This window comes from uncultured Candidatus Kuenenia sp., from assembly GCF_900696675.1.
Taxonomy (GTDB): domain Bacteria; phylum Planctomycetota; class Brocadiia; order Brocadiales; family Brocadiaceae; genus Kuenenia; species Kuenenia stuttgartiensis_A.
In genome coordinates this window covers 1-13,872 of record NZ_CAADGZ010000008.1, presented here as the reverse complement: position 1 = coordinate 13,872, position 13,872 = coordinate 1, and the positions used below count along the sequence as shown (strand labels likewise).

General features: G+C 46.4%; 14 protein-coding genes. 8 read left to right on the top strand and 6 right to left on the bottom strand.

Translation table 11 applies throughout. The annotated features are described in order from the left end of the window. Nucleotides 1-48: 48 nt before the first annotated feature. On the top strand, nt 49-987 hold the full coding sequence (locus tag QZT26_RS02600; RefSeq protein WP_099324495.1) for a tetratricopeptide repeat protein: 939 nt from the start codon (nt 49-51) through the stop codon (nt 985-987). Nucleotides 988-1,017: 30 nt separating this feature from the next. Here QZT26_RS02600 and QZT26_RS02595 read toward each other — a convergent pair whose 3' ends face one another. From QZT26_RS02595 to QZT26_RS02575, 5 genes are all read right to left on the bottom strand, one after another. Continuing rightward, the gene (locus QZT26_RS02595) at nt 1,018-1,173 is read right to left on the bottom strand and encodes a hypothetical protein (protein ID WP_157820413.1); all 156 of its coding nucleotides are present in this window, start codon (nt 1,171-1,173) and stop codon (nt 1,018-1,020) included. A gap of 95 nt (nt 1,174-1,268) precedes the next feature. After that, a complete protein-coding gene (locus QZT26_RS02590; protein WP_295100393.1) occupies nt 1,269-2,111 on the bottom strand; it encodes a sterol desaturase family protein in 843 nt (280 codons plus the stop codon). Beyond that, nucleotides 2,108-3,427, bottom strand: coding sequence for a TIGR04282 family arsenosugar biosynthesis glycosyltransferase (locus tag QZT26_RS02585; protein ID WP_295100391.1), 1,320 nt, complete (start codon nt 3,425-3,427; stop codon nt 2,108-2,110). Before QZT26_RS02585 ends, QZT26_RS02590 begins: the two co-directional genes overlap by 4 nt. A 208-nt stretch (nt 3,428-3,635) precedes the next feature. Next, a complete protein-coding gene (locus QZT26_RS02580) occupies nt 3,636-4,487 on the bottom strand; it encodes a universal stress protein (RefSeq protein ID WP_295100390.1) in 852 nt (283 codons plus the stop codon). An 11-nt stretch (nt 4,488-4,498) separates the two neighbouring features. Then, entirely contained in the window at nt 4,499-5,989 is a 1,491-nt protein-coding gene (locus QZT26_RS02575; protein WP_295100388.1) for a SulP family inorganic anion transporter, read from the bottom strand. Nucleotides 5,990-7,892: 1,903 nt separating this feature from the next. On the opposite strand from QZT26_RS02575, the gene QZT26_RS02570 reads away from it, so the two are divergent. From QZT26_RS02570 to QZT26_RS02540, 7 genes are all read left to right on the top strand, one after another. Further along, nucleotides 7,893-8,144: a transposase gene (locus tag QZT26_RS02570; protein WP_295100386.1), complete on the top strand. Its 252-nt coding sequence runs from the start codon at nt 7,893-7,895 to the stop codon at nt 8,142-8,144. 38 nt (nt 8,145-8,182) lie between these two features. Next, on the top strand, nt 8,183-9,931 hold the full coding sequence (kaiC, locus tag QZT26_RS02565; RefSeq protein WP_295100384.1) for a circadian clock protein KaiC: 1,749 nt from the start codon (nt 8,183-8,185) through the stop codon (nt 9,929-9,931). Then, entirely contained in the window at nt 9,928-10,260 is a 333-nt protein-coding gene (locus QZT26_RS02560; protein WP_295100382.1) for a circadian clock KaiB family protein, read from the top strand. Before kaiC ends, QZT26_RS02560 begins: the two co-directional genes overlap by 4 nt. 133 nt (nt 10,261-10,393) lie before the next feature. Next, nucleotides 10,394-10,753, top strand: a complete 360-nt coding sequence (locus tag QZT26_RS02555) for a circadian clock KaiB family protein (RefSeq protein ID WP_295100381.1) — start codon at nt 10,394-10,396, stop codon at nt 10,751-10,753. A 59-nt stretch (nt 10,754-10,812) separates the two neighbouring features. Next, complete coding sequence (locus QZT26_RS02550; protein ID WP_295100379.1) at nt 10,813-12,729, top strand: sigma 54-interacting transcriptional regulator; 1,917 nt, start codon at nt 10,813-10,815, stop codon at nt 12,727-12,729. 208 nt (nt 12,730-12,937) lie between these two features. Further along, the gene (locus tag QZT26_RS02545) at nt 12,938-13,249 is read left to right on the top strand and encodes an antibiotic biosynthesis monooxygenase family protein (protein WP_295100377.1); all 312 of its coding nucleotides are present in this window, start codon (nt 12,938-12,940) and stop codon (nt 13,247-13,249) included. A 140-nt stretch (nt 13,250-13,389) separates the two neighbouring features. After that, nucleotides 13,390-13,569, top strand: a complete 180-nt coding sequence (locus QZT26_RS02540; protein WP_099326992.1) for a CsbD family protein — start codon at nt 13,390-13,392, stop codon at nt 13,567-13,569. 24 nt (nt 13,570-13,593) lie between these two features. Here QZT26_RS02540 and QZT26_RS02535 read toward each other — a convergent pair. Next, nucleotides 13,594-13,872, bottom strand: a 279-nt coding sequence (locus QZT26_RS02535) for a hypothetical protein (protein ID WP_295100373.1), incomplete at its 5' end; no start/stop codon positions are given.

Here is a 13,872-nt window from a genome sequence, read left to right as displayed (position 1 = left end):
TGAATTATACTTATTAAACAACATCATAACAAAAGAAAAGGACGATTTATGATACATAGAATCAAACATATTACCTGTCTCATCCTGATGCATGTATTTCTTTTTCACTTTATCGGTTGTGGAAAAGAAGAAAAGGATTTAACGTCAGCCGTTCAGCAAAAAGAGAGTTCGATGCATGGTGGAAAAGTACAGGGCATGCACGGTACCTCAAGACCGGACAAAGAGATAGAAGCGGCAAAAGCGGCTGTTGAAGCGAACCCGAACGACCCGGCTGTGTATTACAATTTAGCCGTTCTTTCTGATAAAAAAGGGATGCTTGACGAAGCGGTGGACGCATACAAAAAGGCAACGGAACTAAATCCTTCTTCCGAGGAAGCCTTAGTAGGTCTAGGCAAAGTATTAAATAAGAAGGCAAAATCTGACGAAGCAATCACCGCATTTGAAAAGGCGCTTGCCATAAATATCAACAACGCAGAAGCCTATGAGGGGTTAGGTCTTGTACATGTTCATAAGGGAGGGCCGGATGAGGCGATCAGACTCTTTAACAGAGCTGTTGCGATAAATCCGGACCTTGTTGAATCCCGGTATAATTTGGGCATTCTCTATGCGAAAAACGGGCAATTTGAGGAGGCGATTGCTGAGTGGTTAAAGGCCATTAAGATCAATCCTAAGAGAACAGAATTCCATTATAACCTTGGGATTGCCTACACAAAATTAGGAAAGCTGGAAGACGCTATTGCTGTGTGGCAAAACGCATTGGAAAATACTGAAGAAATATCAAGTTTTCTCTATTTGATCGGACTTGTTTACATAGAAAAAGGGGATGCTAAAAGCGCCGAATCCTTCCTTAATAAAGCGCTTGAAGTTGATCCCGAATTTTACGATGTACACAAAGTGCTTGAGGAACTCTATCGTTCACAGGGCATGCATAGTGAAGCCGACCGCCATGCTGAAATATACAAAAGCAATTACAGCGCCCACCACTAATATACTTACAGTTAGAGCATTCGTAACACTTTAGTTCTGTGAAAAAAACTGCTCGTTACCAAGCTGGAGCTTGGGAATGAGCAGTTTTACGTTTTCAAAAAAACTAAAGCGGAGTGTTACCAGTAAAGATGCATCGCCGATACGGTATGCTGATATTTCATGAGTACCATCCAAAAATTTCACCATCGGGGCGCTGCAGCGCTTGCTGCAAGCAACCGCAGTTAAAACCCTGTTCTCCTTAGAAAGAGAATGTCGTTGGGTGCCTTCATTGGTTTGATCCCCTATTTCCGGCGATTAATTGTGTAGCCGGATAACTTGCCGATAAATGGGATTGCCAGCATACCTGTCAGTATTACACAGTGTTTTGTATCCCGGAAATTTTCGAGGCCAATGGTCATGCCTTCGTGTCCCATACGAGGCTGATCGCGGTATGTGCCCAGAAATCGATCCCACAACGGCAGGTTAAAACCGAAATTAGAGTTGGTTTCATCATAGCGTGACGAATGGTGAACCCGATGCATTTCCGGCGTTACAACAATCCAGCGCAATACACGATCTAAACGGCTCATGATACGAACGTTGCCGTGATTGAACATGGATGTCGCATTCAGTAGCACCTCGAATAACACTACCGCGAATACAGGCACGCCTATCACCGCAATCGCTCCAAACTTAATCAACATGGATAGAATAATCTCAAAAGGATGAAATCGTATGCCGGTGGTGACGTCAAAATCCAAATCTGCATGGTGCATGCGGTGTATCCTCCATAAAACAGGAATGGCATGGAATATTACATGTTGCAGGTAAATAACAAAGTCCATAGCAACCACCGATACTATAACCGCCAAACCGTATGGTACTGAGAAATAATGAAATAGTCCCCAGCCATGTTCTCCGGCAAATACTGCCATACCCACAGCAGCCCCTGGAAATATCAGGCGTAACAGGAAGCTGCTAAGAAACACTACGCCAAGATTATTAATCCAACGTATTAATTTTGAGATGTCAGCCCTTCGTCTGGGAGCTAAACGTTCCCACAATGCCATGATCAATAAGATCCCGAAAAAAAATTCTATTCGAATGACCATCTCGTGTTGCAAAACATATTCGCTCAAATTCATTCTTTTCTCCACTGCTGAAAGCGCTTTAGCAAATCTGCCGGAGACTGCTTAAGCATTAATAACCGAAATACAGTAGACATATTCCTGATAGTTGCAATGAAAGGGCCAAGCGGTTTCCAGTGGCGTGGTGGCATCTTTATCACACCTGGTGCCACTTTTGGGCGGCATATCTTTGATAGGGTGCGTGATAAAACAACATCTTCTAAAAAGGGCGTTTCTGCAAAACCGCCGCACTTATGGAATATGTCCTTTCGAACTATAATCCCCTGATCGCCATAAGGGAGTCCTAATATCCGGCCACGCAGCCTGTTTCCCATTTCTATCAGTCGGTACCAGGGAGAGGGGTCTGTTATCCGTTGTCGAAAAAATCCCCATACAAGTCGCGTGGAAAGTAAATATGATGGTAAATTTGCCATTACTTCCGGGCAAGGCTGGCAATCTGCATGGAGAAACCAGCACCAGCGTCCGCGGGCATTACTTACGCCGAGATTCATCTGTCTGGCGCGTCCCGGTGTGCTTCTCAGCAGCCTTGCATTAAAATCAATTGCAACGTTGTCAGAACCATCAGTTGAACCGCCGTCAACTATTATAATTTCAAACTCCCCCAGAGTATTCATGCAGGATAGCGTTACGAGGGTTTTTTCCAGATGATATTTGTCGTTGAGTACTGGGATAATGATAGATACCGCGGGCATTGCCTTACATGCAACCTTTTTCAAATCGTCCAGGGTATCAACGTCAATCTCCGGTTTTAACTGCGCTATTGACAGATTATTCTCATGTGCATGCCTTACGGTTTGTTCAAGTACCAGATTAGAACTCCATGCAATATTTTCAAACAGGCATGTTTGTATCGAACGGGCGCCAATCAAAACGTATCCGCCGTCCACTGATGGTATTATTACAACGTCCGCGTGCATGAGTTGTTCGATTGCATCCTGTATCTTTTCGGCCGTCAAGTCTGGGCAGTCCGTACCCACGGCAAGAACTGCCTGAAATCCATTTTTGAATGCCCTAAGAAATGCGTATTTCAATTTCTGGCCAAGATCGCCCTGCGGTTGCAGCCATACATCATATGAGTCCTTCAGCCAGCGGGAAATCGGCCTCCGGCCTGCACCGTTTCCGTACACAATCACCTTTGCACTGCCTTGACCCTGCAAGGTGAGTAGTTCATAATGGGTTTTTTGAGCCATATAATCGTAAATACGACATGCCTTTTCGTCCCCCAGTTTTGCAGCTAAACGCGTTTTAACACGGCCAGGTTGTGGATATTTTGCAAATTCCAGGATTAATGTTGCCTTGTTATTGGTGTGCATGGACTTGTTGCCTGCTATTAACAGCAATTGGTGTAGCGGCCTTTTTGTGTTCTTGATGTTGATGTGCTATTTTCATTTTTTGAAATTGTTTTAAAAGCATTTCGGGCCGCATGATATTTTTACCTTCGTGTCTTGTGCTTCGCATTTTTTATCTCGTGCTTGTTTGGTTCTGGCTATGCCGGCTTAAGCAGGGATAAAATATGGGCAGTTATCTCAGCAGCAACAGAGGGATATCGCTGGTACGCAGCATAGCGGTTGTATTGCTTCCGGTCAGAAACTGCCTGATACGTGAATGTCCATATGCCCCCATTACCATCAGGTCAATTTGATTTTCTTTCTGATAGGTACCAAGCGCCGCCTGTACCTTGCCTTCGAGCGTCTTTTGAGTCACGTCAAAACCAGCCGAAACCAGCTTGTCAAATGCGGATTCCAGTTGCGCTTTCCGCTCATCTGTACCACTGCATACCATAATCAGATGACAGGGCAGGCCTTTCAGCAACGGGCTTCCGGCCACCATATCAAGCGCTTTTTGGGCGGTCGGGCTGCCATCAAAGGCTATCATGAAGCAGTTTGGATGGGAGAATTTTGATAGTACAATCAGAATAGGTTTGTGTATCGTGCGTATCACATTCTCAAGATTACTGCCAATCGGGTGAGCGGTGTTGTCGTGTTCCGCACTCCGGCGTCCCATAACCAGGAGTCTCGTCTCGTCCTCAAGCTCCATCAGGGTTTCTACAAGACTACCGTGTCGCTGAAGTGTGGAAATATCTTTTGCTCCGTCTTCTCTGACACGGCGCTCAGCGGCTTCCAGCATGTATTTTCCGTGCTCTCTCGCCAATTTACTATGCTTTTCTTCCAGCACGGTTAGTTCGTCAAGTAAATGCTCCTGGCTGCCTAGTCCGATTTTTCCGGTGAGGTCTCTCTTGATGGGATATTCAGACTTATCGAGTACATGAAGCAATTTCAAATGTGCGTTTAAGCGCTGGCTGGCCCACGCCCCGGCATCACATACTGCTGCGGAGACGTGGAAGCGGCCAATACAGGTTATGATATTTGTCATCGTTATTCTCCTTAGTGACCGGCAAGCAATTTCTCGACTTCTTCGGGTTTATCATGCACTCCGAATTGATCTACAATCGTGGCGCTTGCTTCATTCATGCCAATAATTTCAACATGTACTCCCTCACGTCTGAATTTAATTACAACTTTGTCCAGTGCGTAAACTGATGTAACATCCCAAAAATGCGCTTCAGACAAATCAATGGTAACACGTTCCAGCGCTTCCTTAAAGTCAAATGAGTTGGTAAACCTATCCGCTGAAGCGTAAAATACCTGACCTATTACTTTATAAATACGCCATGGCAAAGCTTTGCTGATATGACTTTTTACCACAAAAATGCGACTGATTTTGTTAGCAAAAAACAATGACGACAATAAAACGCCGATGAGCACGCCGATAGCAAGATTATGTGTTGCAACCACCGCCGCAACCGTGGATACCATTACAATACTGGACGACAGCGGATTTTTTTTCAGGCTTCGGATAGAGCCCCATGAAAATGTCCCGATAGATACCATGATCATTACTGCCACCAGGGCGGCCATTGGGATTTGCTTTACCCATGTTCCAGCAAAGACAACCATGCTTAACAAAAACACCCCCGCCGCAAAAGCTACGAGACGCCCGCGTCCGCCCGATTTTATAGCGATAATAGACTGTCCAATCATGGCGCAACCTGCCATTCCTCCCATCAACCCTGCTCCGATATTGGCAATGCCCTGCCCCTTGCACTCCCGGTTTTTATCACTTTTTGAATCGGTTAAATCATCAACAATAGTGGCCGTCATCATAGATTCCAGCAAACCCACGACCATTAGCGCAAAGGAGTATGGGAAAATAATGGTCAGTGTCTCAAACGTCAGCGGGACTTCCGGCAATAAGAATATGGGGAGCGTATCGGGAAGCTTGCCCATATCTCCAACAGTACGGACATCCAGTCCCATACCGACAGATACTGCAGTCAGCGCTACAATACAAATAAGGGGAGAAGGCAGTATTTTACCCAAAACGGGTATATAAGGGAACAGATAGATAATACACAAACCGCCAGCCGCCAATGAATATACATACCAATTAACATGCATAAGTTCAGGCAACTGCGCCATGAAAATCATAATAGCAAGGGCATTGACGAAGCCCTTTACTACGGAACTTGACACAAAACGCATCAGGTTCCCTAATCTGAGAAATCCGGCGATGATTTGGAGGGCGCCCGTCAATAGCGTTGCCGCAAGAAGGTATTCCAGACCATGTTCTTTAACCAGAGTGACCATGAGCAGCGCCATTGCACCCGTTGCCGCTGAGATCATACCGGTACGGCCGCCTGCAAAGGAAATGATCACAGAAATACAGAATGAGGCGTACAAACCAACCTTTGGGTCAACTCCGGCAATAATTGAGAATGCAATTGCCTCTGGGATAAGGGCAAGCGCTACAACAATACCGGCAAGCAGGTCACCCCGTACGTTTGAAAACCACTCTCTTTTCCAGTTTTTTAGCATGTAGAACTATTTCTCCCGTAAATGAAACATGTGACAAACCAAACACTGACGTCGCTGGATACGAACAAGCAAAGCGTGGCAATAAAATATTTTTTTATTATTTTGTTATAATCAGGCAGATTTACGTCTTAATCAAGACGCACACCTTGCAGATGATGTTCAAAACGTAGTCAACATAAAAAACGGCATGCAACCTTTGAAGGAAAGAGACCAGGCATGAATGATGGCATAGGTTTCACAAGCAAAAGTAAAAGTATATGGTGCTTGGCACAACAAGGGCGTAAAGATAACACAAAATAAAATTAATATCAAACAAAATTGGAGGGACACTTCCCATATCACATATCCATATTCGAAAGGGGGAGTATTCCCGGTTTTTTTGTGCTAAGACCCACAATAAATGAACCTGATATTCTCACATTAAATGTCTTTTTTAAAGGCAGGATAAATTTTGTCAAAACCATTGACAGTTAACATTTTTTTTGTCGGGATCTATAGAAGTAACTTCCCCTTCTATTAAGGCATATTTATATGCCTTTGTTCCGAAACCACAATCACCTTTGATACCGTTTGCAGCAAAAACATTGGTAAATGTAAGTGTTATAAAGTACAAAGCTGTTATTCATAAAACGTGTTTCTTCATCGCAATCTCTCCTGATACAATTTGTTTTGTTAATGTAAATAATGTCATAAAAAAAACGCTCGTTCCCAAGCTCCGGCTTGGGAACGGGATTGTTTGAGAAGCTCCAGCTTCGAATGGAAAAGAGAATGGGCCCATGTCAGCTTGTACTTTTCAGTATGTTATCGTAACTATTCAGCGTAATTTATTAAACTACCAGAGATCAGAGTGCAACTCGTTCCCAAACTCCAGTTTGGGAACGAGTTGCACTGGAAACTTTGTTTCCAGTGAGGGTCTGACTTGACAAATTACAAACTGTCTTAACCCTGTGATTTCATTCCCTATCTATCAGCAAACAGGCGAGAAACCGGAGTTTCTCAAACAAATGCATTCCAAAGCCGGAGCTTGGGAACGAGCGTTTTTTTTTCATAGAACTAAAGTGTTACCATAATTTTCTTAAAGTCTTATATTCTATTCAAAATTATTTCCCCCCCTCCTTCTTAATTGATTTTTACAAATAGAAATAGAGTTGTCTAAAAAATTACTTAATCTATATTTTTAAATAACAATCGTTGTGCCAATGGCATCAAAAATCCGTATATCCTTTTGTTTAGGCAAATTACGGCTTATACGACTACAAACAACGCCCTTCATGGTACGTAGGTGCTTACGATAATTCGTTATTATTTACGGGATTTAATAAGCATAAATAAATTGACGTTCAAACAAATCCAAAATATTATAATCCAATTGAACAACCGGTGTATTTTTGGAGTATTAACGATAGTGTGGGAAATGCATTGTTTTCGGATAAATAAAGGTTTATTAAAAATATGAATCTGGAATTCTTCCAATCTATCGCTATTTCCGTATCAAACAAACGTTCATTGGATGTGGTTTTTCGTAATATTGTAAATGGGCTTACTAAAGACTCTAATGTTGTGCTTGCCAGGATTTGACTCACTGCCCCTGGCGACATATGTCATACATACATATTTATTCAGGGGACACCATACTTAATTATTGATGAGATATTTATTGGAGATTGGAGGGGCGCTTCCCATATTTTTCGATATGCACGTTAAGGTGTGATTTTTTTCTCTGTATGCCCTGTATGCCAAAAAAAATAGCAAGAGTATGCGCTGTAAATTATCCGCACCATATCACCCAGCATGGAAACAATGGGGGAGACGTCTTTTTTGGTGACGAAGATAAGGCGTTTTATCTAAAGATCCTCCGTTGCTATAGTAAAAAATTGGGTTTGGATATTTGGGCATCCTGTCTATGACAAACCACATCCATATACTTGTGACGCCTGAACAAGAAGAATCCCTTGCCAGAGGGATAGGCGGGACAAATCTGGTATACACACAATACATAAACCACAAATATAAAAGAAGCGGCAGGCTATGGCAGAATCGCTTTTATTCCACGATAATAGAAAAAATGCCATACTTATGGGCGGTGATAAGATACATAGAACGAAATCCAGTAAAAGACGGGCTTGTAAAAAAGGCAGAGCCTACCTGCTTATAGGCATTACTTCAGATTAAGAAAGGCGCTGGGAGGTTACGATGGTTAAGGCAAAACATGATGTTGCTGTTCTTGAAAAATGCCCGACGGGCATCAGGGGTCTCGATGAGATCACGAAGGGAGGGCTTCCGAGAGGCAGGACAACCCTGATCTGCGGCGGTGCGGGTTCCGGCAAAACACTTTTCGCCATGGAGTTTCTCATGCGAGGCGTCAGGGATTACGGAGAACCCGGGGTCTTCATGAGCTTCGAGGAGACGCCGGAGGATCTCGCGAAGAACTTTGTCTCACTCGGTTTTGATCTCCCGGACATGATGTCGCGTGGTCTCATCGCAACGGACCACGTCAAAATCGAGCGAAGTGAGGTTGAAGAGACGGGTGAATACGACCTGAAAGGATTGTTCATCCGCCTGGGCAGCGCCATTGATTCCATCGGCGCGAAGCGGGTTGTCCTGGATACCATAGAAGCGCTTTTCTCCGGGTTGTCTAATGCCGCTATCATTCGGGCAGAGCTTCGCCGGCTTTTTCACTGGTTGAAAGAGCGCGGTGTGACGGCCATCGTCACGGGGGAAAGCGGCGACAAGATGCTGACACGTTACGGGCTCGAAGAATACGTCGCCGATTGCGTGATCTTCCTCGACTTTCGCATCGAGGAGCAAATTTCTACCCGTCGCCTGCGTATTGTAAAGTACCGCGGCTCGTCTCACGGTTCCGATGAGTATCCTTTCCTGATAGACGAGAGCGGCGTTTCTATCCTGCCAATCACTTCCCTGGGGCTCGACTACCCCGTTTCCACGGAGCGCATCTCCACTGGCATCCCCAAGTTGGATGCCATGCTTGACGGGAAGGGGTACTACCGGGGCAGTACCATCCTCGTATCAGGTACAGCGGGTACAGGCAAAACAAGTTTGTCTGCTGCCTTTGCCGATGCCGCTTGCCGGCGAGGTGAGCGCTGTCTCTATTTTGCTTTCGAGGAATCGCCCAGCCAGATCATCAGGAACATGGGTTCAATCGGCATGAATCTCGCCCGGTGGGTGAAGAAGGGGCTTCTCAAGTTTCATTCAGCCCGGCCTTCGCTTTACGGCCTTGAGATGCATCTTGTCACTTTCCACAAGGTGATCAATGAGTTCAATCCCCAGGTTTTCATTGTAGACCCGATCAGCAACCTGAGCGCTGCGGGAAAAGCATCGGAGGTTAAATCTATATTAACGCGCCTGATCGACTATTTGAAAATGAAAAAGATATCTACTTTCCTTACCGACCTCACCCATTTTGGAGGCAGCCTTGAACACACAAGCGAGGAGATATCCTCTCTGATCGATACATGGCTTCTCCTCCGGGATATCGAACTCAATGGTGAACGCAACCGGGGCATCTACATTTTGAAGTCACGCGGCATGGCCCACTCCAACCAGATTCAGGAGTTCCTGCTCACGAACCAGGGCATTGACCTTGTCGATATCTATACCGGTCTTGGCGAGGTATTAACCGGCAGTGCCAGGGCCTCCCAGGAAGCCAGGGAAAAGGCCGCTGAGTTGGCACGCCGGCATGAGGCGGATCGCAGGTTCCGCGAGCAGGAGTGCAAGAGGAATGTCCTGGAAGCAAAAATCGCAGCCCTCCGTGCCGAGTTTGATGCGGAATCTGAAGAGTTGCATTTGATGGCGGAAGGAGAGCGAAAAAGACAAGCTGTTCTGGCAGAAGATCGTTTAGAAATGGCGCATCTTCGCAAGGAGGGGACATTCAGCAGTCCGGCGAAGCGCTCTAAAAAAAAGAGAGAAAGGAAGGTAAGGTGAAGGCTGTCTCACCAAGAAAGGGGAAGAAAGCAAAGACCGATCCGACAGAAGAAACCTGGAATCTCCGGTTATATGTAGCCGGTCAGACCCCGAAATCGATTACGGCCTTTGCTAATTTAACGAAGATATGCGAAGAGCACCTTGCGGGGAAATACTGCATTGAAGTGATAGACCTTTTAAAGAATCCTCTGCTTGCTAAAGGTGACCAGATTATTGCCATACCGACACTGGTAAGGAAGCTCCCTGAACCGCTTAAAAAGATTATCGGAGATCTGGCTAACACAGAGCGCGTGCTGGTGGGACTAGACATTCGTTCTGTCTCCGGATGATAAAATCAACCTTTTGACTATCCCCGGTCTCAAGCCCGGGGTTTGCTCAGGGTTGATACGAATCAGCATTTTTTACCCCGTCCTGAAGGCCGGGGCTTGGCAACGTCGAAGTATCAATTTTGGAGTAACAGCGATGGAGAGGAACAGAGGTAAAACGAGCACTGAGAAATTCGAAAAAGTAGCGGCGAAGTTAGGCCAGGCAAAGCACGTTTTTAGGCTGTATATTACAGGGATGACCCCAAAGTCAACCCGGGCAATCGCCAATGTCCGGAAACTCTGCGAGACATACCTGGCAGGCCGCTACGAACTCAACGTGATAGACATCTACCAGCAGCCCAATCTGGCCAAGGAAGAGCAGATTATCGCCACCCCAACGCTCATCAAAAAACTCCCCCTGCCATTCCGGAGATTTATCGGCGACATGTCGGATACGGAAAGGCTTCTTGCTGGCATCGGTCTGGAACCCAAAGAATTCATGAGTACGAACCAATGAGCAAATCGTATATAACAAGACAACAACTTTTGGATGAGTTGCAGGAACTTACGTCGCGGATGATGGAAGCGGAGGAAACTCTGCACGCTATCCGGGGCGGTGAGGTGGATGGACTGGTTGTCTCAACGGCGGAAGGAGAGCGGGTCTTTACACTATCGGGCGCCGAGCATCCTTACAGAGTCATGGTCGAAACCATGAACGAAGGGGCCGTCACTCTGGCCTCCGACGGCACGATCCTTTTCTGTAACCAACGTTTTGCAGATATCGTCCAAAGATCTCTGGGAAAAGTAATGGGATCTTCAATCTACCAATACATTTCATCAACAGACCGCCAATTATTTGAGGCATTGGTTGAGCGGGGTTTAAAGGGGAACAGTAAGGCGGAACTGGCCTTACAGACCGGAGGTGAAAACGCTGCACCTGCCTTACTTTCCATAAGCACCCTTCAGCACACAGATATGCCCGCTGTGGTGTGCATGGTGGTTACCGACCTGACGGAACAAAAGCGCAATGAAGATATGTTGGCGGAGGAAAAACTGACAACTCAAATCCTCAATCAAGCTGCGGAAATATTTGTTCTCTGTGACCCCCATGGCCGTATACTCCGTGCAAGTCAGTCGACCAGTAGGCTCTTTGGTAGAAGCCCACTCTTGCAGGTGTTTGACGAGGCATTTCACCTCCTCTATCCAGACGGGACGCCCTTTATCCTTCTCTCTGCAATGAGTGGGAAATTCCTTCACGCGGTTGAGGTCAATTTCAAGCATGGGGACAACGAGACTTATTCCTTTCTGTTGAGCGCAAACCTACTTATTACTCATAAAGGTGCCATCGGTATTGTTGTCGTAATGGTGGACATCACCGAGCGCAGGAAGATGGAAGACGCACGGCAAAAAGATCATGACAAACTCGAACAGCAGGTGGAGGGGCGGACTCTCGAACTTCGGACGGCTCTTTCTGAAATAAAAACATTGAAAGACCGACTCGAGGCCGAGAATATTTACTTACGTCACGAGAACAAAAGGAGACATCACTTTGCCCAAATTCTTGGGCAAAGCGATAGTCTCAAGTATGTTCTCTATCGTGCGGAACAAGTTGCCCCCACGAACGCAACTGTCCTCATCCTTGGTGAGACCGGTACGGGGAAGGAGTTGATCGCTTTCGCCATCCATGACATGAGCCCCCGCAAGGAACGCCCCATGATCACGGTCAACTGTGCTGCCCTGCCGGGCAATTTAATTGAGAGCGAATTATTCGGTCGGGAGAAGGGGGCATTTACCGGGGCTGATACCCGGCGGATCGGCCGGTTCGAGGTCGCCAATGGTTCCACCCTTTGCCTGGACGAGATCGGGGAGCTGCCGCTGGAGTTGCAGGCAAAGCTACTCCGGGTGATTCAGCATAACGAGTTTGAGCGCCTGGGGTCGCCCCATACCATCAAAGTTGATGTACGGATAGTGGCAACGACCAATCGAAACCTTGAGGAAGAGATCCGCAATGGCCGTTTCCGGCAGGACCTTTACTATCGGCTCAACGTCTTCCCCATCACTGTCCCACCACTGCGGCAGCGGAAAGAAGACATCCCACTGATGGTACACGCCTTCGTAGAGCAATACTCCAGGAAATTGGGCAAACAGATCACGTCGATCCAGAAGGAGACGATGAAGGCGCTGCAGGATTATCCATGGCCCGGGAACGTCCGGGAGCTGGAGAGCATCATTGAGCGAGCCGTGATCTTGTGCCCCGGGCCGGTTTTGCAACTTGCAGATAAACTGGAGATTTCATCACCCGCATTTTCATCCACCGTGAGGACATTGGAAGAGACGGAGCGAGACCAAATTCTTAAAATCCTTTCTGAAACCAGATGGCGCATCGAGGGAAAGGACGGGGCCGCAACGATTCTGGACATCCACCCGAGTACCTTAAGAGCGAGGATGCATAAACTCGGGATAGTCCGACCGGAGACAAAAGAACCCAATTAGATTGTCCACCTCTCCACAAGGTATCCCTCAACATGTTGATGTCCCGCCAAATATTGAGGCTAAACGAATCATTTCATACTTTTCTGCCGTCCTCTACTATTAACCTAACCCCCTTGTTATTAAAGGATTAATCCACACTTCATATTTTCCATCGGCTATTGGCAGACCATTTGCCAGTAGTATCCTTATGATCCTCTTAAGCATACGAATGAATGTCCTTTCAGAGAAGCGCCTGGAGTTGTCACAGACGATCGCGTCACTATCCGGTTTCATAAGGATGGAGAAGGGATGCGAGAGCTGCGACTTCTACCAGAGTATCGAGGATGAAAATCGACTCTTTCTTCTTGAAGAATGGGATACCCGGAAGAACCTTATGGCCCACCTGAAGTCGGAACGTTTTAAGGTGATCCTGGGAGCGATGTGCCTTCTCAGAGAGCCTTATGAAATGATGTTCCACGCCGTTTTTCACCCGAAAGGGATGGAGGAGATTTACCCGAAGATCGGACGATCGTGCGACTGAGTAGGATTGGCGAAGGGATCCTGGCCGGAAGATTGACGTGTGTCCGGGGAAGAGAATTTTTGCATAGCCAGCAGTTTAATTACGGGGAAGACTGGGGGCAGAGTGCCAGCAGTCAAACCGAAAACAAAAGGAGGAATACCATGAAATCCAGTACGAATGACCAGGTAGAAGGCAAGTTTCACAAAGTGAAGGGCAAGATCAAGGAGATAGCCGGGAAAGTCAGTGAGAATCCCGGGTTGGAAGCCGAAGGCAAAGACGAAAAGAGAGCCGGTAAAGTTCAGGAAAAGATCGGCCAGGTCAAGAAAGTCATGGGGAAGTAAGAGTGTGGCGCGTATCATGCGTCGTCACACCTTTGAAGCCGCGGATGAGGTCGGATAGACGTTGATACCATTATACCGCTGGAGGGTAAGGGAAGGCATTACACCCATCATTTCAGCGAAGTTCTTTATATTGTTATCATGAGGAGAAATTATGGATAAAACAAATTTGATCAAGTGTTTTTTTGCAGTACTTTTTTTGGTTGGGTGGATTGCCGGCAGTCCAGGCTGTGCAGGTACCTCAACGCGTGAAAGCGTAGGGGAATATGTCGATAGTTCTGTTCTTACGTCCAAGGTTAAGGCGGC

Coding starts and splice junctions, on each gene's coding strand:
- QZT26_RS02600 (WP_099324495.1), top strand. CDS start 49: ATGATACATAGAATCAAACATATTACCTGTCTCATCCTGATGCATGTA.
- QZT26_RS02595 (WP_157820413.1), bottom strand. CDS start 1,173: ATGGTGAAATTTTTGGATGGTACTCATGAAATATCAGCATACCGTATC.
- QZT26_RS02590 (WP_295100393.1), bottom strand. CDS start 2,111: ATGAATTTGAGCGAATATGTTTTGCAACACGAGATGGTCATTCGAATA.
- QZT26_RS02585 (WP_295100391.1), bottom strand. CDS start 3,427: ATGCACACCAATAACAAGGCAACATTAATCCTGGAATTTGCAAAATAT.
- QZT26_RS02580 (WP_295100390.1), bottom strand. CDS start 4,487: ATGACAAATATCATAACCTGTATTGGCCGCTTCCACGTCTCCGCAGCA.
- QZT26_RS02575 (WP_295100388.1), bottom strand. CDS start 5,989: ATGCTAAAAAACTGGAAAAGAGAGTGGTTTTCAAACGTACGGGGTGAC.
- QZT26_RS02570 (WP_295100386.1), top strand. CDS start 7,893: ATGACAAACCACATCCATATACTTGTGACGCCTGAACAAGAAGAATCC.
- kaiC (WP_295100384.1), top strand. CDS start 8,183: ATGGTTAAGGCAAAACATGATGTTGCTGTTCTTGAAAAATGCCCGACG.
- QZT26_RS02555 (WP_295100381.1), top strand. CDS start 10,394: ATGGAGAGGAACAGAGGTAAAACGAGCACTGAGAAATTCGAAAAAGTA.
- QZT26_RS02550 (WP_295100379.1), top strand. CDS start 10,813: ATGATGGAAGCGGAGGAAACTCTGCACGCTATCCGGGGCGGTGAGGTG.
- QZT26_RS02545 (WP_295100377.1), top strand. CDS start 12,938: ATGAATGTCCTTTCAGAGAAGCGCCTGGAGTTGTCACAGACGATCGCG.
- QZT26_RS02540 (WP_099326992.1), top strand. CDS start 13,390: ATGAAATCCAGTACGAATGACCAGGTAGAAGGCAAGTTTCACAAAGTG.